18 protein-coding genes and 2 tRNA genes are annotated in these 19378 nt (G+C 65.9%); 8 read left to right on the plus strand and 12 right to left on the minus strand.

The genetic code is table 11. The features are described 5' to 3' along the window. Positions 1-3: 3 nt before the first annotated feature. The 3 genes from B0I00_RS01825 to B0I00_RS01835 are packed head-to-tail and all read left to right on the plus strand — an operon-like array spanning position 4 to position 5119. Positions 4-3459, plus strand: coding sequence for an error-prone DNA polymerase (locus B0I00_RS01825; RefSeq protein WP_100865645.1), 3456 nt, complete (start codon positions 4-6; stop codon positions 3457-3459). Positions 3460-3461: 2 nt separating this feature from the next. Then, on the plus strand, positions 3462-4178 hold the full coding sequence (locus B0I00_RS01830; protein ID WP_232730077.1) for an extensin-like domain-containing protein: 717 nt from the start codon (positions 3462-3464) through the stop codon (positions 4176-4178). A 56-nt stretch (positions 4179-4234) separates the two neighbouring features. Further along, complete coding sequence (locus B0I00_RS01835) at positions 4235-5119, plus strand: alpha/beta hydrolase family protein (protein ID WP_100865646.1); 885 nt, start codon at positions 4235-4237, stop codon at positions 5117-5119. 3 nt (positions 5120-5122) lie between these two features. Here B0I00_RS01835 and phoB read toward each other — a convergent pair whose 3' ends face one another. The 6 genes from phoB to B0I00_RS01865 are packed head-to-tail and all read right to left on the minus strand — an operon-like array spanning position 5123 to position 11004. After that, positions 5123-5812, minus strand: coding sequence for a phosphate regulon transcriptional regulator PhoB (phoB, locus tag B0I00_RS01840; RefSeq protein WP_100865647.1), 690 nt, complete (start codon positions 5810-5812; stop codon positions 5123-5125). Positions 5813-5816: 4 nt separating this feature from the next. Next, positions 5817-6500: a phosphate signaling complex protein PhoU gene (gene phoU, locus B0I00_RS01845; RefSeq protein WP_100865648.1), complete on the minus strand. Its 684-nt coding sequence runs from the start codon at positions 6498-6500 to the stop codon at positions 5817-5819. Position 6501: 1 nt separating this feature from the next. Then, positions 6502-7287, minus strand: coding sequence for a phosphate ABC transporter ATP-binding protein PstB (gene pstB / locus B0I00_RS01850; protein ID WP_100865649.1), 786 nt, complete (start codon positions 7285-7287; stop codon positions 6502-6504). Beyond that, positions 7287-8537: a phosphate ABC transporter permease PstA gene (gene pstA / locus B0I00_RS01855; protein WP_100865650.1), complete on the minus strand. Its 1251-nt coding sequence runs from the start codon at positions 8535-8537 to the stop codon at positions 7287-7289. The genes pstB and pstA overlap by 1 nt, the downstream gene beginning before the upstream one ends. Then, entirely contained in the window at positions 8530-9921 is a 1392-nt protein-coding gene (gene pstC / locus B0I00_RS01860; protein ID WP_100865651.1) for a phosphate ABC transporter permease subunit PstC, read from the minus strand. Before pstC ends, pstA begins: the two co-directional genes overlap by 8 nt. Positions 9922-9960: 39 nt before the next feature. Further along, the gene (locus B0I00_RS01865; protein ID WP_100865652.1) at positions 9961-11004 is read right to left on the minus strand and encodes a substrate-binding domain-containing protein; all 1044 of its coding nucleotides are present in this window, start codon (positions 11002-11004) and stop codon (positions 9961-9963) included. Between the two features lie 207 nt (positions 11005-11211). Here B0I00_RS01865 and B0I00_RS01870 point away from each other — a divergent pair, with 207 nt between their 5' ends. Next, on the plus strand, positions 11212-11880 hold the full coding sequence (locus B0I00_RS01870; RefSeq protein WP_100865653.1) for a DUF2490 domain-containing protein: 669 nt from the start codon (positions 11212-11214) through the stop codon (positions 11878-11880). Between the two features lie 6 nt (positions 11881-11886). On the opposite strand, the gene B0I00_RS01875 is transcribed toward B0I00_RS01870, so the two are convergent. The 4 genes from B0I00_RS01875 to recJ all read right to left on the minus strand — a co-directional run bounded on the left by B0I00_RS01875 (position 11887) and on the right by recJ (position 15187). Continuing rightward, the gene (locus B0I00_RS01875; protein ID WP_100865654.1) at positions 11887-13077 is read right to left on the minus strand and encodes a sensor histidine kinase; all 1191 of its coding nucleotides are present in this window, start codon (positions 13075-13077) and stop codon (positions 11887-11889) included. Between the two features lie 65 nt (positions 13078-13142). Further along, positions 13143-13217, minus strand: a tRNA-Glu gene (locus tag B0I00_RS01880). Positions 13218-13249: 32 nt separating this feature from the next. Beyond that, a tRNA-Glu gene (locus tag B0I00_RS01885) sits at positions 13250-13324 on the minus strand. Positions 13325-13402: 78 nt separating this feature from the next. Next, the gene (gene recJ / locus B0I00_RS01890; protein WP_100865655.1) at positions 13403-15187 is read right to left on the minus strand and encodes a single-stranded-DNA-specific exonuclease RecJ; all 1785 of its coding nucleotides are present in this window, start codon (positions 15185-15187) and stop codon (positions 13403-13405) included. A gap of 121 nt (positions 15188-15308) precedes the next feature. On the opposite strand from recJ, the gene B0I00_RS01895 reads away from it, so the two are divergent. From B0I00_RS01895 to B0I00_RS01905, 3 genes are all read left to right on the plus strand, one after another. Next, positions 15309-15782: a flavodoxin family protein gene (locus B0I00_RS01895; RefSeq protein WP_198519118.1), complete on the plus strand. Its 474-nt coding sequence runs from the start codon at positions 15309-15311 to the stop codon at positions 15780-15782. Between the two features lie 89 nt (positions 15783-15871). Next, complete coding sequence (locus B0I00_RS01900) at positions 15872-16651, plus strand: hypothetical protein (protein WP_100865656.1); 780 nt, start codon at positions 15872-15874, stop codon at positions 16649-16651. Positions 16652-16684: 33 nt separating this feature from the next. After that, positions 16685-17233, plus strand: a complete 549-nt coding sequence (locus tag B0I00_RS01905) for an AHH domain-containing protein (protein ID WP_408635192.1) — start codon at positions 16685-16687, stop codon at positions 17231-17233. Here B0I00_RS01905 and B0I00_RS01910 read toward each other — a convergent pair. After that, complete coding sequence (locus B0I00_RS01910; protein WP_100865657.1) at positions 17230-18210, minus strand: NAD(P)H-dependent flavin oxidoreductase; 981 nt, start codon at positions 18208-18210, stop codon at positions 17230-17232. The two genes, B0I00_RS01905 and B0I00_RS01910, sit on opposite strands and share 4 nt — an antisense overlap. 166 nt (positions 18211-18376) lie before the next feature. Here B0I00_RS01910 and B0I00_RS01915 point away from each other — a divergent pair, with 166 nt between their 5' ends. Beyond that, positions 18377-18919, plus strand: a complete 543-nt coding sequence (locus B0I00_RS01915) for an MOSC domain-containing protein (protein ID WP_100865658.1) — start codon at positions 18377-18379, stop codon at positions 18917-18919. A 24-nt stretch (positions 18920-18943) separates the two neighbouring features. On the opposite strand, the gene B0I00_RS01920 is transcribed toward B0I00_RS01915, so the two are convergent. Then, on the minus strand, positions 18944-19291 hold the full coding sequence (locus B0I00_RS01920; protein ID WP_100865659.1) for a UrcA family protein: 348 nt from the start codon (positions 19289-19291) through the stop codon (positions 18944-18946). Positions 19292-19378: the final 87 nt, after the last annotated feature.

The raw sequence follows: 19378 nt of genomic DNA on the forward strand, positions 1-19378 counted from the left end.
TCGATGCCGGAACCCGCTCTCACCCCTGAACGCCGCCGGGTCGAGCAGAGCCTGCCGCCGCCCGAGGCGCGCGCGCCCTTCGTCGAACTGGGGCTGGCCAGCTGTTTTTCGTTCCTGCGCGGGGCGTCCGACGCGGTCGACCTTGCGACCACGGCGCGCGCGCTGGGCTACGACGCCATCGGGATCGCCGATGCCAACACAATGGCCGGCGTCGTGCGCCTCCATAGCGAGGCGCTCGCGCTGGGCCTGCGCCCGGTCATCGGTTGCCAGATCGAGACCGTGGAGGGGCTGGCGTTCCTTGCCTATCCGGCCGACCGGCAGGCCTACGGCCGTCTCTGCCGCCTGATTTCTGCGGGCCGCATGGCCACGCCCGATGGACAATGGCAGGACAAGGGCGCCTGCGACATCACGCTGGCCATGCTCGCCGATCATTCGGAAGGCGTGCATCTCGTCCTGCTGCCGCCCGACGACCTGGATGCCGAGCTGGCGATCGAGGTCCAAAGCAACGTGATCATCTTGCGCGGAGGTGAGGGGCAGGGCGCAACGGCGGTGCTCAGGGTGCCGTTCCCGGATCTTGTGCCCCACCTTGCGGCCCGGTTGCCGACCTTGCGCCATCTGGCTGCCGCGCACCTCTACACGGGCGACGACCTTGCCCGCATCGCCCGGCTAGATGCCCTGGCGCGGGGCAATGGCATGGCGATACTCGCCACCAACCGGGTGCTCTATGCGCAGGCCCATCGCCGCCCCCTGCACGACGTGATGACCGCGATCCGCCACAAGACCACCGTTGTCGCTGCCGGACACCTTCTCGAAGCCAATGCCGAGCGGCACCTCAAGGGGCCGGAGGAAATGGCCCGCCTGTTCGCGCGCTGGCCCCACGCTCTGCAGTCCGCGCGCGACCTGACCGATGCCTGCGCGTTCAGTCTGGAGGAACTGCGCTACGAATATCCGGAGGAAAGCTGCCCCGACGGGCTCGAACCGCAGCAGCACCTGGCCAACCTGACATGGGAAGGGGCGGCACGGCGCTATCCCTCGGGCGTGCCGGCCAGTGTCGCCGATACGCTGCGCCGCGAACTCGATCTGATCGGCAAGCTCGACCTCGCACGTTACTTTCTGACGATCAAGGATATCATTGATTTTGCGAGAAAACAGAATCCACCCATCCTCTGCCAAGGACGTGGGTCGGCGGCCAATTCGGCGGTCTGTTATTGCCTCGAGATCACCGCGGTCGATCCGGCCCGCCACGCCTTGTTGTTCGATCGCTTCATATCCGAGGAGCGCCGCGAGCCGCCGGATATCGACGTCGATTTCGAGCACGAGCGGCGCGAGGAGGTGATCCAGTACATCTACCACCGCTATGGCCGGCATCGCGCGGGACTCTGCGCGACAGTGATCCACTACCGCCCGCGCATGGCGATCCGCGAGGTGGGCAAGGCCATGGGCCTGTCGGAGGACGTCACGGCCTCGCTGGCCCGCACGGTCTGGGGCGGGCACGGCCGCTCGATCAAGGAGGCCCATGTCGAGCAGGAAGCGGGCATGGACCTGTCCGACCCACACCTCAAGCGGGTTCTCACACTTACCGAACAAATGATTGGCATGCCGCGTCATTTGTCCCAGCACGTCGGCGGGTTCATCCTCACCCAGGGTCTGCTGACCGAGACGGTTCCGATCGGCAACGGGGCGATGCCCGATCGTACCTTCATCGAATGGGACAAGGACGATATCGACGCGCTGGGCATCCTCAAGGTCGATGTCCTGGCGCTCGGCATGCTGACCTGCATCCGCAAGTGCCTCGACCTGCTGGGGGCACATCACGCGCAGGACCTGACGCTGGCCACGATCCCGCGAGAGGACCCGGCGGTCTACGACATGTTGTGCCGGGGCGATTCGCTCGGCGTGTTCCAGGTCGAGAGCCGGGCGCAGATGAACATGCTGCCGCGCCTGCGCCCGCGCGAGTTCTACGACCTGGTGATCGAAGTGGCGATCGTTCGCCCCGGGCCGATCCAGGGCGACATGGTCCACCCCTATCTCAAGCGGCGGCGCGGGGCGGAAGCTGTTGAAATCCCGGCGCCCGGCTCCGAACACGGCCCGCCGGACGAACTGACCTCGATTCTCGGGCGGACGCTGGGCGTGCCGATCTTCCAGGAGCAGGCGATGAAGATCGCGCTGGATGCAGCGCGGTTTTCCAGCGCCGAGGCCAACCGCCTGCGCAAGGCCATGGCCACCTTCCGCAGCCGCGGCATGGTCGACGAATTGCAGGACATGATGGTCGGTCGAATGATCGCGCGCGGCTACGATCCCGTCTTTGCCGAACGCTGCTTCAACCAGATCAAGGGCTTCGGCGAATACGGCTTTCCCGAAAGCCATGCCGCCAGCTTTGCCCTGCTGGTCTATGTCTCGTCGTGGCTGAAGTGCCATTTTCCGGCCGCCTTCGCCGCCGCCCTGCTCAATTCGCAGCCGATGGGCTTCTACGCCCCGGCGCAGATCGTGCGCGACGCGCGCGAGCATGGCGTCATGGTGCTGCCGGTCGACGTCAACCACAGCGACTGGGACAACACGCTGGAAGGCGCGGGCGAGCGCATTGCCCTCAGGCTCGGGCTGCGCCAGGTCGACGGCTTTCCCGAGGCCGCCGCCGCGCGCGTCGTCGCCGCGCGCGCGGAGGGAGGCGGGTTTCGCGACGTGCGCGATCTCAAGGAACGGGCGGCGCAGTCGCCCGCTCTGATCGAACGGCTCGCCAGTGCCGACTGTCTCGGTTCGCTTGGTCTCAGCCGCCGCCAGGCGCTGTGGGACGCGCGCAGCCTGATTGCCGCGCCCGACCTTCCGCTGTTCGCCGCTGCTGCCACGCGCGACGAAGGCGCCGAACGGGCTGTCACGCGCCTGCCGCAAATGCCGCTGAGCGAAGAGGTCGTCGCCGATTACCAGACCCAGCGCCTCAGCCTGAAGGCCCATCCCGTGGCCTTCCTGCGCGCCAGCCTGGCCGAACGCGGCTTCGTGAAGGCCGGCGATCTGCGTGACAGGAAATACCGTAGCCTGGTCCATGTCGCCGGTGTCGTGTTGATCCGCCAGCGCCCCGGCAGCGCCAAGGGGGTGTGCTTCATCACGCTCGAGGACGAGACGGGGGTGGTCAATCTGGTGATCTGGCCCGACCTCATGGAAAAGCAGCGCAAGGTGATCATGGGCGCGCGGCTGATGGAAGTGCGCGGGCGCGTGGAATATGACGACGAGGTGATCCACGTCATTGCCCAGCACCTGACCGATGCGACGACCAGGCTCCACGCGCTGTCGGACGACCTCCTGAGCGCACCCGTGGCCCGCGCCGATCACGTCAACAACCCGTTGCCATCGCGCTTCCAGGCTCCGGATTTCGAGAAACCGGGGCCGGGCAACCGCGATTGCGGGTGGCACGGCGGGCATCCGCGCGATACGCGGATCATTCCGCCGTCTCGCGATTTTCACTGACCGTGTCTTCGCTCGCCCGCAATTTCAGCCTGATTGCCCTGCTGCTGATCACTGCTGGGGCGCTGTGGGCGTTCGGCAAGGCCTGGCTGGCCGATCATCCCGAACACGATCCGGCAGCCCCATTCACGCTGACCCAACGCGACGGCTGGGCGACCGACCGCAAACTGACGGCGCTGCGCAGCGATCCGGCGGTTTGCCGCGCCGTCCTGGTCCGCAGCGGCGTTTCGTTCACGAAACTGAATCCGATCGGCGAAGGCACGTGCCGGCGGGCCGACCGGATGACCCTGGACGACGGCCTGCCGCTGCGCCCCCGCGGTGCGGACGCGACCTGCGCGGTGAAGGCAGGCACCGTCCGCTGGCTTCAGCAGCGGGTCCAGCCGGTGGCCATCCGGATACTCGGGAGCCGCGTTACCTCGCTCGAGCATCTGGGGACGGGCTCGTGCCGGCGGATCGGCGGCGGCGAGACGGGAACGTGGAGCGAGCATGCCATGGGCAACGCCATCGATATCGCTGCTTTCCGTCTGGCCGACGGGCGGCGGATCAGCGTGCTGGACGACTGGTCGGGCCAGGATCGTGAGCGCCGCGCATTTTTGCGGGCGGCGCACGCGGCGGCGTGCCGCGATTTCGGAACCGTGCTCGGCCCCGAATACAACACGGCGCACCGCGACCACTTCCATCTCGACCAGGCTTTGCGCGGTTGGGGCACATTCTGCCGGTGAACCGTTGTCGCGGCGGCGACTGGCGTTAAGTTCGCATTTCGAAGGGGGATTCGACGATGTTTCGTTCCATTCTCATCGCGCTTGCTCTGGCTGTTCCCGCAGCCAGTGCGGCAAGGCCCGAACCTCGCATTCCCGCCGCTGTCTTCACCGATCCCGCGCCGGACAAGGATTTCCCGGCGCGGATGGAGGTGTTGCACGTGCCGAGCGGCGGGGTAGAGATCAACGGCGTGGCCTATCTCGCCGCAGGGAAGGGCCCGCATCCGACCGTGATCATCTGCCACGGTTGGCCGGGCAACGAGAAGAACCTCGACCTGGCCCAGGCCGTGCGCCGCGCGGGATGGAATGCGGTCACCTTCAACTACCGGGGGTCATGGGGCAGCCCGGGCAGTTTCCGTTTCGCCCAGAACCCGGAGGATGCCCGCGCCGTTCTGGCTTTCCTGCGCGATCCCGTCACTGCGCGGCGGCTCCGCGTCGATCCGAGGCGCCTTGCGATCGTGGGCCATTCGATGGGTGGATGGGTCGCGGCCATGGTTGCCGGGCAGGACGCCGGCCTGCTCGGTGCCGGCCTGATCTCGGCGGCCAACATGGGCTTCGTGCGCGGCATGGACCGTGAAGGGATCGTCAAGATGGCGGCGGGCAATGCGGAAACGCTGGCCGATACCTCGCCCGAGCGGATGGCCGACGAGCTTCAGGCCAACGCGGCGGCGTTCGACTTTCTGAAGGCCGCACCGGGCCTGACCGCGAAGTCCCTACTGGTGCTGAGCAGCGACGACGGCCTTCGCCCGCAGACCGACGGGCTTGTGCAGGCGGTCCGTGCCGCGGGCGGCAGGAGGATCACCGCCTACCACGCGGCGACCGATCACAGCTGGTCGGACCGGCGGATCGAGCTCCAGGCGCGCGTGATCCACTGGCTGAAGACACTCAGCCCACCGGTGAAGTAGCCGTCAGACCGCTTCCAGCGCGTAGCCGGCAGAGCGGACGGTGCGGACCGGATCGGCGCTGCCGGCCAGTTCGATGCCCTTGCGCAGGCGCCGGATGTGGACGTCGACCGTGCGCAATTCGATGTCGCTGTCGGTGCCCCAGACCGCGTCCAGGAGTTGCCCGCGGCTGAAGACCCGGCCGGGATGCTCCATGAAGAACTTCAGGAGCCGGAACTCGGTCGGGCCGAGGGCGACGACCTGGCCCTTGCGGGTTACCTTGTGCGCGGTTGCGTCGAGCGACAGATCGCCGACCGACAGCGTCTCGCCGGCCAGGGCCGGACGGATGCGGCGCATGATGGCGTTGACCCGGGCGATCAGTTCGCGCGGAGAAAACGGCTTGGTGACGTAATCGTCGGCACCGGTGTCGAGTCCGCGGATCTTGTCGTCCTCGGCCCCGCGAGCGGTCAGCATGACGATCGGCACGTGTGCCGTGGCCTTTTCGCGGCGCAGTCGGCGGCAGACCTCGATCCCGCTTGTGCCTTCGATCATCCAGTCGAGTACGACGAGATCGGGGCTTTCCTCGACCGCCAGCAGCAGCGCCTCGTCCCCATCGGGAGTGGCAGTGACAGCATAGCCTTCCGCGCTGAAGCGGAATTCCAGCAGTTCGGCGAGCGCGGGATCGTCCTCGACCAGCAGCAGGCGCGGTGCGCTCATAACGTCAAGCTCCCGCCCTGTCTTCCTTGTCGGTCAAATAGCCGCCGGTGGCAGCATAGTAGACCATTTCGGCAACGTTGGTGGCGTGATCGCCGATACGTTCGATGTTGCGGGCCACAAAAAGAAGCTGCGCGCCGCTTGAAATGGTCGCAGGATTTTCCATCATGTGACTGACAAAATTACGGAATATGCTTTCGTAGAAAGCATCGACCTTGTCGTCGCGGGCCACGATCTCTGCCGCCATCTTCGCGTCGCGCGCGGCATAGGCGGTCAGCACGTCATGGACCATCGAGGTGGCTATCTCGGCCATGGCCGGGATCAGGGTCAGTGGCTCGAACTGGCGGCGGCCCTCGATCTTGCCCGATGTCTTGGCGATGTTCTTGGCATAGTCGCCGATGCGTTCGACGACACCCGCGATCTTGAGCGCCGCGATCACCTCGCGCAGGTCGTCTGCCATCGGCGCGCGCAGGGCGATGATGCGGATCGCCAGGCGATCGATTTCGGCTTCCAGCGCGTCGATCCGCTTGTCGCGGGCGATGACCCCGTTCGCCAGGTCCTGGTTGCCCTTGGTGAGAGCTTCCATCGCTTCGCCGATCGAGACTTCGGCGAGGCCACCCATTTCGGCGATCAGGCCGCGCAGGCGGGTAATGTCCTCGTCGAAGGCCTTGACGGTGTGTTCCTGTGCCATCTCAACCGTACCTTCCGGTGATGTAGTCCTTGGTCCGTTCTTCGCGCGGATTGGTGAAGATGTCGGATGTCTTGCCGTATTCGACCATCTTGCCGAGGTGGAAGAATGCGGTGCGCTGCGACACGCGGGCGGCCTGCTGCATCGAGTGGGTGACGATGACGATGGCATAGTTGCCGCGCAGTTCGTCGATCAGTTCCTCGATGCGGGCCGTGGCGATGGGGTCGAGCGCCGAGCAGGGTTCGTCCATAAGGATCACCTCGGGCTCGACCGCGATCGCACGGGCGATGCAGAGGCGCTGCTGCTGGCCGCCCGACAATGCCGTTCCGCTGTCGGTCAGGCGATCCTTGACTTCGTCCCACAAGCCGGCTCGCTTGAGCGAGCGTTCGACGATTTCTTCGAGCTCGGTCTTGCTGGCGGCGAGTCCGTGGATGCGCGGGCCGTAGGCGATGTTCTCGAAGATCGACTTGGGAAACGGGTTGGGCTTCTGGAAGACCATGCCGACGCGGGCGCGCAACTGCACCACGTCCATGCCGGACTTGTAGATGTCGACGCCGTCGAGCGCGATGTCGCCTTCGACACGGGCCCCGGCGATGGTGTCGTTCATCCGGTTGAGCGTGCGCAGGAACGTCGATTTGCCACAACCCGACGGGCCGATGAAGGCAGTGACGTACTTGGGGCTGATGTCGATCGATACGTCGTCGATGGCACGCTTTTCGCCGTAATAGACGGAAACGTTGCGCGCGGTGATCTTGGGATCGATCGAATCAAGGGTGTGAAGGGTGTTCATTACCAGCGTTTCTCGAAGCGGTTGCGAAGGTAGATGGCGAGGCCATTCATCACCAGCAGGAAGAGAAGAAGGACGATGATCGCCGCCGAGGTGCGTTCGACGAAGCCGCGGTCGATTTCGTCCGACCAGAGGAAGATCTGCACCGGCAGGACGGTGGCCGGCGAGGTGAAGCCGTCGGGCGGACTTGCAACGAAGGCGCGCATGCCGATCATCAGCAGGGGTGCGGTTTCGCCCAGCGCGCGGGCCATCCCGATGATGGTGCCGGTGAGGATGCCGGGCAGGGCGAGCGGCAACACGTGGTGGAACACAGTCTGAACCCGGCTCGCTCCCACGGCCAGCGCGGCGTCGCGGATCGAGGGCGGGACCGCCTTGATCGCGTTGCGCCCAGAAATCACGATGACCGGCATTGTCATCAGCGCCAGCGTCATGCCGCCGATCAGCGGCGCCGAACGGTAGTTGGGGAAGATCGCGAGGAACACGGCAAGACCGAGAAGGCCGAAGATGATCGAGGGAACGGCCGCCAGGTTGTTGATCGACACCTCGATGATGTCGGTCCAGCGGTTCTTGGGTGCATATTCCTCGAGATAGACAGCCGCCAGAACACCGATCGGAAAAGCCAGGAGGAGCGTGACGAGCATGGTCAGCATCGAACCCTTGAGCGCCCCCCAGATGCCGACGTCCTGCGGACCGGTGGCATCGCCCCGGCTGAGGAATCCCCAGTCGAAGGCGGTCACGAGTTTGCCCTGCGCGGCCAGCTGATCGGCGAGGCCGCGCAGCTGCGGTTGCCCGTCCTTGCGAAGCGCCGCGGCAAGGTCGTCGCTGGCGGGAAGGGCGGCCTGGAAGGTCCCGCCGAGGCGGCTTGGATCGTCGATCAGCGCCTCGCCGACTTCGCGCCAGGCGCCGTCGGGCAGCTCAGCCGCTCCGGCATCGCCCAGTGACTGGGATGCGGCAAAGGCGACCACGTCCTTGAGACCGGCACCTTCGAGCACCTGCATCGCGTTCGCCCCCTCGAGCTGGGCCGGATCGACGGTCATCGCGCCGCTGGCGAAATCGATCGGGAAGCGCAGCTCGGCACGCTGGAAACCGCCCAGCGCATTGGCCGTCATGGTGACCAGCAGGAAGGCGAGGACAAGCGCCGAGAACAGCACGGCGACGAAGCCCAGCGCCTTGAACCGGCGCTCGGCGGCATAGCGCCGGTTCAGGCGCGCGGCGATGCGCGCATCGCGCGAGAGGGTGGCAGGATCACTCATAGGCTTCGCGGAAGTGCTTTACGACGCGCAGCGCAATGAAGTTCAGCGCGAGGGTGACAAGGAACAGGACCATGCCCAGCGCAAAGGCCGAGAGCGTGGCAGGATGATCGAAGCTGCCTTCGCCGGTCAGCATGGCGACGATTTGGAAGGTAACGGTGGTCATCGATTCGAACGGGTTGGCGGTGAGGCGCGCGGTGGCCCCAGCGGCCATCACGACGATCATCGTTTCGCCGATCGCGCGGCTGACCGCCAGCATAACCCCGGCGACGATGCCGGGAAGCGCGGCCGGGATCAGCACCTTCTTGATCGTTTCCGACTTGGTTGCACCCATGGCCAGGCTGCCGTCGCGCATCGCCTGGGGAACGGCGGCGATCGAATCGTCGGCCATCGAGGAGACGAAGGGTATGATCATGATGCCCATGACGAGACCTGCTGCAAGCGCGCTCTCGCTTGACGCGCTCGCCACGCCGATCATGTGGCCGAAATCGCGGACCAGCGGCGCCACCGTCAAGGCCGCGAAATAGCCGTAGACGACGGTCGGCACCCCGGCGAGAATCTCGAGCAGCGGCTTCATCCACTTGCGCAACAGCGGTGTGGCGTACTGTGTGAGGAAGATCGCGCTCATCAGGCCCAGCGGAATCGCCACTGCCATGGCGATTATCGCGCCGATGAAGATCGTGCCCCAGAACAGTGGAACCGCGCCATATCGGTCGCCACTGACGGAGGATGGCTCCGACATCGGATCGGGACCCCAGTGGGTGCCGAACAGGAAGTCGACGGGGCTGACCACGCTGAAGAAACGTGCCGTCTCGAACAGCAAAGAGGCGAGGATCCCGAAGGTCGTCAGGATCGCTACAAGCGAGGCAGCCAGAAGGCCGACCATTACTGCGCGCTCGACGCGCGTGCGCGCGGTGAAGTGCGGGCGGAGCCGCAGATAGGCAAAGGCACCGCCGGCAAAGCCCAGCACCAGCGTGACGATCAGGCCGATGACGGCATAGGTGTGCATCGCAGCGCGGAACGGTTCGACGAGCGCGGCGCTGCCCTTCTGGAAGCCGGTCGCCCCGCCGCCTCCGGCAAGGGCCTGGGCCTCGGCCAGGATCGCGTCGCGCTGGATGCCGAAAGCGGGCAGGCCCTGCGCGGCCGGGTCCGAAAGGACTTGCTGGAGCACCAGGTTGGGGCTCAGCGAGCTCCAAACCGCTGCGAAGGCCAGGGCGGGAACTACCGCCCAAAGTCCGACGTACCAGCCATGGTAATTGGGAAGCGAATGAAGCTCGCCGCCTTCGGCCCGAACGGCCTTGCGCATCGCCCAGGCACGCGAACGTGCCGCCAGCCACCCGATGAGCCCCAAGGCAAGGGCAAGCAGAATCGGAATGGCAGGCGACATCGTTGGCATTGACCCTTTAGGCGGTGATTCGCCGGCTTCTTACTTCAGTTCGGCCGGATCCAGCAGCGTGAACTCGCTGGCAATGCGACCGCTGTTGGCAAGCACCGCATCGGGAGCCACGACCATGCCCTGCTTGGCGAGCAGGCCGTCCTTGCTCCAGCTCTTGGCCCATTCGGCGACGTATTCGCGCAGGCCCTTGATTGCGTCGAGGTGTGCGACCTTGACGTAGATGTAGAGCGGGCGGGCGCCAGGATAGCTGAAGTCCGAGATCGTCGCATAGGTCGGCTCGATGCCGCCCATGGTCAGGCCCATCAGCTTGTCGGCGTTTTCTTCGAGATAGGAGAAGCCGAAGATGCCGATGGCCTTGGGGTTGGCTTCAAGCTTCTGCACGATCAGATTGTCGTTTTCGCCGGCATCGACATAGGCGCCATCGCTGCGCACTTCGGTGCAGATCTTCTCGTACTTGTCCTTGTCGCTGTCCTTCAGCGCTTTGGTCTCGGCGTTGGCGTTGCAGCCGACTGTGAGGATCAGTTCCTTGAGCGCGTCGCGGGTGCCCGAAGTGCTGGGCGGGCCATAGACGAGGATAGGTTCGGCCGGGAGGGCAGCGTTGACATCCTTCCAGGTCTTGGCCGTGTTGGGCTTGCCATAGGGGTTGGCGGCCAGCGCCTTGTAGACGTCTTCCGGGGTCAGCTTGATGCCGAGACCGCCCTTGGCTTCGGCGAAGGCCACGCCATCGAGGCCGATCTGGATCTCGGCAATCTTGTCCACGCCGTTCTTGGCGCAGTCCTCGTATTCCGACTTCTTCATGCGGCGCGAGGCGTTTTCGATGTCGGGGAACGCGACGCCGACGCCGCTGCAGAACAGCTTCATGCCGGCGCCGGTGCCAGTCGATTCGATGATCGGCGACTTGATCGCGGTGTTCGACTTCGCAAGCGAATCGGCGACAGCCTTGGCAAAGGGGTAGACAGTGGACGAACCGACCGCGCGGATCTGGTCGCGCGATGAGTTTTGCGCGCCGCCGCAGGCGGCCAGCAAGGCGGAGGCGGAAATGACGGTAGCGAAGGTCAGCAGTTTGTTGGTCATGGCGATTCTCTCGTTCGCGGGTATTGCCGCCCCTCTGGTGCGCTTTCGTGACAACTTCGTGACAATGACTGTCAGCTAGCTGACAGTGTGGTGACATGACAGGGGCTCTGTCGCAATCGTGTCGAAAATCTGAGGTATAGCGTCACGTAAGTGTCACAAAAAAGACTTAATGGCCGCCGCAAGACCAACCTCCGGGAAACCAATTTGATGCGCAAGATACTAGTCGCCGCAGCCGCTTCAGCCGTGTTCGTCGCTTCGAGTGCCCAGGCGGCAGAGGACGAACAATTCTGGCAGACTCTAAGCGTCGGCGTCGGCCTCACGCCAGATCTGAAACTGACAAACGAACTTGTTGCACGGGTTAGCGATGCACGCGGATTCTACGAGCTCGAGAACTCGACCATGCTCAACTACAAGGTGTCCAAGCAGGTCACCCTGGCTGCCGGCTATGTCCACAATCCGACCTACTCGCACGGCGATTTCTCCGCGATGGAACACCGCGCCCGCGAACAGGTCACGTTCGACAATATTGCCAAGCTTGGTCCAGTGAAGTTGAGCGCGAGGCTGCGCATGGAACAGCGTTGGCGCGACAACGCGGTCGGGACAGGCTGGCGCCTCCGTCCCTATGTGAAGGCCAGCGCACCCTTCGTCGGCAAGTCGACGCTCAACGTCAGCCACGAAAGCTTCGTCAACCTCAACACGACTGCGTTCCAGCGCGTCGAGGGCTACGATCGTATGCGCAACGCGGTCAGCATTGCCGTGCCGCTCAACAAGCAAATCGGCATCGAGGTCGGCTATCTCAACCAGCTTGGCGTTGTTCGCCGCGGGCCGGACAACATGGACCATGCCGCGACGGTGGCGATCAGCGCCAACTTCTGATCCGGTTCAGGCGTCGGCCTGCGCGATCGCGGGCAGGCTGACGCTGACCCGCGTGCCTTCGCCAAGGCGGCTGGCTATTTCCAGTTGGCCATCGTGGCGTTCGACGATGTGCTTGACGATCGCAAGGCCAAGGCCGGTCCCGCCGGATGCCCGGCTGCGGCCGGGATCGGTGCGGTAGAAGCGCCGTGTCAGGTGGGGGAGGTGCTCGGGCGCGATGCCGGGCCCGCGATCGGCGACGGTGACCACCAACCGCGCGTCGTCGTGCTCGACCAGGGACACCGTGACCGGCTCGTCCGGTGCACCATATTTCATCGCGTTGTCGATGAGGTTGCGCAGAACCTGCTCGAGCTGTCCCGAATCGCCGGCGATCATTGCGCCGGACCTTACGTCGGCCAGGACCACGCGTTCCTTGCCGGTCAGTGCGTTCACTTCCGACGCAACGCGCCGCACCAGGCTCGACAGATCGACCAGTTCGGCAGGACGATCATGCTTTTCAGCCTCGACATGGCTCAGCGTCATCAGGTCCTCGACCAGGGTCAGCATGCGCTTGGCCTCGCGCTCGGTCACGCTGAGGAAGCGCTTGGTCGCAGCCTCGTCCACGGCGGGGCCGCCGTCGGCCAGCGTCTCGACATAGCCGATGATCGCGGCAAGCGGGGTGCGCAGCTCGTGGCTGGCGTTTGCGACGAAGTCGGTATGAGCGCGGCTGACGTCCGCTTCGGCGGTGCGGTCAATCATCTCGATCATCCAGCGATCGCGATCGACCCGGCGGCGGGTCAATTGCCACAGGCTGCGTCCGCCGGTGAACCCGGCTATGCTGACGCTGGCGCCGTTTTCCATATCGAGAAGGCGCATCGCTTCGGGATGGCGCAGCGCGATGCGCGCGTCCTGGCCGACGATATGGGCGCCCAGCGCGGCGCGAGCGGCTGCGTTGGCTACGAGGATGCGCCGCCCATCTAGGATCAGCAGGGGCTGGCCCAGCGGTTCGATCGTTTCGCGCGCTGCGTCGCGCGACACCTCGCCCGCGTCGATTCGTGCCGTTGCGATTTCGGGCTCGGGTGCGGCCAGCCACAGCGAGCCGAGCCACAGGAGCGCCACAACCAGCGCGATCCAGGGGCTGGCACCGGCAAAGACCACGGCGATCGAGGCGACCACGGCGATTGCGGCGCTGGGCCAGGAGAAAGTGCGGGCGACGCTCATCTCGGGTGCTTTAGAAAGGGCAGGTCCATCGTGCCAGAGGCAATTAGATGGGCTTTGCTGCGATTTGGTGACCCCTACGGGAATCGAACCCGTGTTTCAGCCGTGAGAGGGCCGCGTCCTGACCGCTAGACGAAGGGGCCGTCGAATCAAAATGCCCACGGCTGCGTCCGGTTGGTGACCCCTACGGGAATCGAACCCGTGTTTCAGCCGTGAAAGGGCCGCGTCCTAACCGCTAGACGAAGGGGCCTCACCGGGTGTGCCGTGGGCAGGCCGCGCCTTTAGGGTCGCGTGCAAAAACGGTCAAGCCCCCGCGAGCAATAATGTTTCAGTCGGCAAAAGCGGCGTCTTCAAGATGCAGTTCGGCGGCGGGACGGCTGCCCCAGTCGTCGATCTTGGCGCGACCGGCGAGCCAGAGCCGGCGCTGGTGCGTGGCGTGAAGCAGGACCTGGCCCATTTCGCTGCCTGCCGCGCGGAAGGCGATGGCCTTGAAACTGGCGCCGTCGTCGCCGCGCACTATCAGGCGCAGATGTTCGGCGCCGACCACGTCCGCCTTGACCAGCCGCACCGGCCCGACCGCCACGCGCGGACCGGGCCAGCCCACGCCATAGGGCCCGGCGCTTTCCATCGCCTCGACCAGCGATGGCACAAGGCCGCCCGGTGCCACCGCCATGTCGAGCAGCAAGGCCTGATTGGCCATGGCCGCCGATACGGCGTGCCCCAGTTGCCGGTCGAGCCACTCGCCCAGCGCGTCGATCCGGCCTTCGGCCACGGTCAGCCCCGCTGCCATAGCGTGTCCGCCTCCAGCCACGAGCAGCCCGTGCTCTCGCGCCGCAATGATGGCGGCGCCGAGATCCACTCCGGCGATCGAACGGCCAGAGCCCTTGCCATTGCCGTGTTCGTCGGCGTCGAGCGCGACAACCAGCGTCGGCTTGCCTGTCTTTTCCTTGATCCGGCCCGCGACGATACCGATTACCCCCGGGTGCCAGCCGCGCCCGGCCAGGGTCAGGACGGCCCGGTTGTGCTGGGCATCTATCTGCGCCTCCGCCGCTTGCTGGACCTCGGCCTCGATCGCGCGGCGCTCCTCGTTGAGCACCGACAGTTGCGCGGCGATTGCCCGGGCCTCCTCTGGGTCCTGTGTGGTCAGCAGGCGCACGCCGAGCGTCGATTCGCCCACGCGTCCACCGGCGTTGATCCTTGGTCCCAGGGCAAAGCCCAGGTCGCTGCAGGTTGGCGCGCGATTCAGGCGGCTGGCGTCGATCAGTGCGGCCATGCCGACGTTGTCGCGCCGGGCCATGACCTTGAGTCCCTGGGCGACCAGCGCACGATTGATGCCGTGCAAAGCAGCGACATCGGCGACGGTGCCCAGCGCCACGATATCGAGCAGGGCAAAGAGATCGGGTTCGGTTCGACTTTCGAAGTACCCGCGCTGGCGGAGCGCGCGGACCAGTGCGATGCCGAGAAGGAAGGCGACGCCGACCGCCGCGAGGTGCCCGTGGGCCGCCCCGATCTCGCTCTCGTCCAGCCGGTTCGGGTTCACCAGCGCGGCGGCACGGGGCAATTCGGCCGAACACTTGTGATGATCGACCACGATTACGTCGACCCCGGCCTCGTGCGCCATGGCCAGCGCCTCGTGTGCCATGGCGCCGCAATCGACCGTGACGATCAGGCTCGACCCTTCCTCTGCCAGGCGAACCAGCGCCTTGCCCGAGGGGCCATAGCCTTCAAGGAGGCGATCGGGGATGTAGTAACCAGCCTCCAGACCCAGTTCGCGCAGCAACCGGATCAACAAGGCCGCACTGGTCGCACCATCGACGTCGTAGTCGCCGTAGACCGTCACCCGCTCGTGGGTCAGCACGGCCTGGGCCAGACGTTCGGCCGCCTGGTCCATGTCTCGGAAATGGGAAGGGTCGGGCAGAAAGGCGCGCAGCGAAGGGTTGCGGTGCCGTTCGACATCGTCGGGGGCGACCCCGCGCGACAGCAACAACTGGGTCACCAGGTCATGGTCCAGCGTTGCGGTCCCGCCCAGGTCCATGTTTCCGCCACGCCAGCGCCACAGCCGACCGGACAGGGATCGGTCAATGCCTAGGACGGAGTTGTGCTGCGCGGACATGATCCTTGCGCTATCCGATTGCGCGGCCAAGGCAAAGAGGGCCGCGTTCGCCCATCGACAGTTGACGGGCGCGGGGACGGCGGTTCATCGCAGAAAGGTCGATGCCGCCAAGGAGGGAGCGATGCTGACCATCGTCTGGCACAGCCGAACCGGCGCTGCTCGCGCCATGGCGCAAAGCGCGGCCCGCGGGGCGGGCGCAAGGGGCCGCCTGCTTTACGCAGGGGATGTACGGCCGGAAGACCTTCTCGACAGCGGGGGCTACCTGTTCGTCTGCCCGGAAAACCTCGGCAGCATGACAGGCATGATGAAGGAGATGTTCGACCGCTCCTATTACCCGCTGCTCGGTCAGATCGAGGGGCGCGCCTATGCTACGGCCATCGCAGCCGGGTCCGACGGGCGCGGGGCCCAGACCCAGATCGACCGGATCGTTACGGGCTGGCGGCTGCGGCGGGTGGCCGATCCCATAATTGTCAATCTCGGGGCGCAGACGCCCGAGGCGATCCTGGCCGACAAGTTTTTGACCGAAGCCATGCTGCAGCCCTGCTTTGAACTGGGCGCAGCGATGGCCGAAGGGCTCGATATGGGGCTCTTCTGAGCAACTGACACAATTGTCACCAAATCGGATCAGCTCGGCCCAACAGGACTCGACTAAGCTTCTGTAATAATGCCAGAGAAGGGCCCTTGATGGCGCGTGACTGGGGGGCGAACATTACTGACCTGGGCGACACTGGCGACCTTGCAGCCGAGGCAGTCCTTTCGCTGCTTTTCGCCAAGGGAGCGCGACCGGACGCCGAAGGCGTGGCCGGGGTCGGCGCGCCGCAGGGCAGGGCTGGCGCGTTCTCGGTCAGCCATCGCCCACCGGCCGAGGACGGCTGGCTGGAGCTGCTGGCCAGTGGCCTGACTTTCGATTGCCGCGGGCTTGCGCCCGCCGAACCGATCCCGACGCCGCCTGCTGGAGCGCTTCTTGGCCTCGACAGTATTCCCGAGGGAGAAGTGGTCACACTGGCGCCGGGTCCGCACATCGCGCAGGGACGCGGCCTCCTTCCCGTGGTCCGGGTTCTTGCCGGAGTTGGGCGGCGTCTCGCCGACCTGCCGCACCTCAGCGCCGTATGCTGGCTGCCTGCGGGGAGCTGGATGGAAGCTGGATATTTCTGCCGCGTGGTGGATGACTGGTTGGGCGGTGGAGCCTTCCCCGCGCTTGGGCTCACCTCGCTGCGGCGCGAAAGCAACGGGGCGATGGTTTCGCTCGGTCTCGATCTGCTGATCGGGCAGGAACTGCGTTTCGAGCCGGATCGCACCCTCTCGGCGAGCGCGGTGGCGCGGATCTCGGTGCGGTTGATCAACGAGCTGGTCGTTAATGGACCGCTCGTATCAGCGCAGGAGTTCGCGGGTCCGGACGGCGAGGTATTGGTTGCCGTGCCGGTGAGGGGCGGGCGGCAACTTCGGGTCATGGTCAGCCGGTGATCGCCGCCGCCGCCGCTCGGCCGAGGACGCTGGTTGCCTGAACCCGGCGACCGCGGTTCCGGCCATCCGAAAGCTCGGAAGCGTATAGCCTTCCGAACGGTCAATTGCCGCACAACCCCCGGTTTCGATCCAAGTCTGCACCGGCACCATATCCTGCCCTTGCAGGTCCTGCGCATGCCCAGCTTTCGTCCGCTGTTTGCAGCCCTGGGCCCCGACCGGCTGTGCTTCGACGATTTCCGCGCCAACGGCGTGTTGCTTCCCGCCAACGACGATGCCGCGATCCGGCATGGACTGCCGCTGCACCGCGGGCCGCATCGCAACTACAACGCAATGGTCATCGAACGGGTCGGCCAGATCGAACGAACGTGGGCGTCCAGTATCTCGCGCTATCCGGATGGTGCCTTGCGCGATGCTTACGAGCGGCTCGCCCTGTTGCAGCGTGCGCTGCGCCGGCGGCTGCTCGACCAGCGCAAGCGGATTGTGCTCAATCGCCGCGATCCGCTTGGCGCAGGAATCGACTTTGCAGAGCTTGACGCGATGGCGGACGTGCTGTGGCCCGCCACCGCCCCGCCAGAGGATTAGGCCAGCGCCATGCGCGCCTTGGCCGCGAGTTCGCTGCGCGCCTCGTCGTATTCGCGCGACAGCCGCTCGACCCGGTCGGCCACGCTGTCCACGGCGTCGACCGCACCGATGCCCTGGCCCGAACCCCAGATGTCCTTCCAGGCCTTGGCTTCGGTATTGCCGCCCGATCCGAAATTCATCTTGCTAGGATCGCTTTCGGGCAGGTTGTCGGGATCGAGCCCGGCCGCGACGATCGAGGGGCGCAGGTAGTTGCCGTGGACGCCGGTAAAAAGGTTCGAATAGACGATGTCGTCTGCGCGCCCTTCGACGATGGCGGTCTTGTAGCCTTCGATCGCGTTGGCTTCCTTCGTCGCGATCCATGGCGTGCCGATATAGGCAAAGTCGGCGCCCATGGCCTGCGCGGCCAGGATCGAACGGCCGCAGGCGATCGAACCCGACAAAGCGACGAGGCCGCCGAACCACTGGCGGATTTCCTGCATCAGGGCGAAGGGCGAGAGGACGCCGGCATGGCCGCCGGCGCCGGCCGCGACCGGGATCAGCCCGTCGGCGCCCTTTTCGATCGCCTTGCGGGCGAAGCGGTCGTTGATCACGTCGTGCAGCACGATCCCGCCCCACGCGTGGACCGCCTGGTTGATGTCCTCGCGCGCGCCCAGCGAGGTGATCGTCATCGGCACCTGCCACTTGGCGCAGACCTCCATGTCCTCTTCCAGGCGGTTGTTCGATTTGTGGACGATCTGGTTCACCGCATAGGGCGCGGCAGGGCGATCGGGATTGTCGCGGTTGTGCGCGGAAAGCTCCTCGGTGATGCGGTGCAGCCATTCGTCGAGCACGCCCGACGGCCGCGCGTTGAGCGCCGGAAAGCTGCCGACGATTCCCGCCTTGCACTGGGCGATCACCAGTTCGGGCCCGGAAATGATGAACAGCGGCGAACCGATGACGGGCAGGCGGAGGCGATCGAACGGAGCGGGTAGCGGCATCTCTCTGGGGTTCCTGTTCTCGTGAGTTTGGGTTTTCCTATGAGACTTAATTGCCCCTGTCGAGTGGTGGAAGCGCGGTCCCGAAAGCACCTGATGATTGGGAGGACATCTGCGCGATAGCTCGCAAGTCTTGTCCGTGGAGGGTTGGGGGCCTAGCCTGAAGGCCATGCTTCCAACCGTCATCGGACTTGCCCGCGACAGGGTGCACCGCTTTTCGAAGCAGCCGTGCGAGACGCTGACGCTGCTGGCCGGGCTGGGCGTCGAGGGTGACGCCCATGTGGGTCGGACGGTCCAGCACCTGTCGCGGATTGCGAAGGACCCGACCGTCCCGAACCTCCGTCAAGTGCACCTGATCCATGCCGAATTGTTCGACGAACTGGCGGAAAAGGGCTTCGCAATCGCGCCTGGGCAATTGGGCGAAAACGTGACGACCCGGGGGATCGACCTGCTCGGCCTGCCGCGCGGGGCGCGCTTGCGCCTTGGGCAGGACGCGCTGATCGAGGTTACGGGCCTGCGCAATCCGTGCCGGCAGATCGACGGCCTGGCGAAGGGGCTGATGGCTGCCGTGGTGGACAGGGCCGACGATGGACGGCCGATCCGCAAGTGCGGGGTCATGGCCATCGTCATCGCGGCCGGCGACGTTCACACGGGTGACCGGGTTAGCCTCGCCTCTTTGCCGCTGGAACACCAACCGCTCGACGTGGTCTGACGGTCTGGCGAAAGGGCGGTCCGATCAGTTGCTGTTGGCCCTGCCTATGGCACCGTCCATCTGCGGGCGTGCATTTTCCCAGGCGTGGCTGGTGCAGGCCTTGCTGTCCTTGACCTGCCAGTGCGCCGCGCGCGCCGGCGGTGCGCACATCGTCTTGATGGCGGCGGTCACCCGGCGCTCCATCGTGTCGACACCGGCGACGGTCTTGAGGTTGAGGTCGCTGATTGCCACAGTCGTGCGCACCGGCTCCATTCCCTGCGGCAGCTTGCGCGGGGCCGTGACGATTATGTCCGGCAAGGGCGCCTGGGCCGCGAGCGGCAGTGGGGCGGCAAGGCCTGCCAGAATGAAGGCAAGGTGGCGAAGCTGGGCCATGGTCGATCCTCTCCCTTGTCCGACGGCCGGCGCCACTTTGGCGACCGCACGTCGGCCATGATCGCCGTGATAGCCGCAGTTCGTCCG

It is taken from the genome of Novosphingobium kunmingense (genome assembly GCF_002813245.1).
GTDB lineage: Bacteria > Pseudomonadota > Alphaproteobacteria > Sphingomonadales > Sphingomonadaceae > Novosphingobium > Novosphingobium kunmingense.